General features: G+C 58.3%; 1 protein-coding gene. It reads left to right on the top strand.

Annotation, left to right across the window (positions count from 1 at the left end; all coding sequences use genetic code 11):
* Window positions 1-95: 95 nt before the first annotated feature.
* Window positions 96-852: LysM peptidoglycan-binding domain-containing protein (locus ACYVJT_RS15310; RefSeq protein WP_499418570.1), on the top strand; the 757-nt coding region annotated here is incomplete at its 3' end.

Raw genomic sequence — 852 nt, 5'->3', positions numbered from 1 at the left:
TCGATACGCAGCAAGATCTTACGTCAATGTTGGTAAGCCCAACGCATGTTGGCGGTTCATTTACCACGAATATCATCCACACCGGAGGACGAATAATGATGTACGCTACTCGCCGCGAGCGGATCGAAGCCGAGAAGATGCAGCTCCGCGGTCGCCGTATGCGCTCCATGAAAGCAAGCGTGGCCGGGTTCGCCACCTTTGCTGGCGTGACCGTAGCCGGAGTTGCACCGGCTCACGCCGACCACAACGTCGAAAGCGGAGACACACTCAGCGGAATTGCCGCGCAATACGAAGGTGTCACAGTTTCCAGCCTGATGGAGTCCAACGGACTGTCATCGCACTTGATCTACCCGGGCCAGAACCTGTCCTTCGACAGCAGTTCCAGCTCATCCGACTCCGCTAGCACCGCCTCATCAACTTCCGGTAGCACCTACACGGTTGTTTCAGGCGATACTCTGGGTCGCATTGCTACCCAGAACGGAACTTCCGTATCAGCACTGATGACCGAGAATGGTCTTTCCTCGCACATGATCTACCCGGGTGATCAGTTGACCATCCCCGGTGGTTCAGCCTCCGCCGGCTCCAGCTCTTCAGCTAGCACCTCGACCGGCTCGAGCTCGTCATCCAGCACCAGCACTGCCAACGAAGCAAGCTCCTCATCGAATAGCAGCAATTCGAGCAGCGCAGTTTCCACCGCATCCACCGGTTCGACTACCTCGACTTCGGGCTCTTCCTGGGCAGTCAGCACTGCAAACAGCTCAGGCGCCAGCTACCGTCTGGGCGCTAACGGCGCGGGTAACCAGTGGGACTGCTCCAGCTTCAGCCAGCAGGCCTTGAGCCAGGATGGCAAGA

Source organism: Yaniella soli, assembly GCF_054782375.1.
Note: the sequence above shows the minus strand (reverse complement) of the source record. Positions and strands in the feature narration are given on the sequence as shown.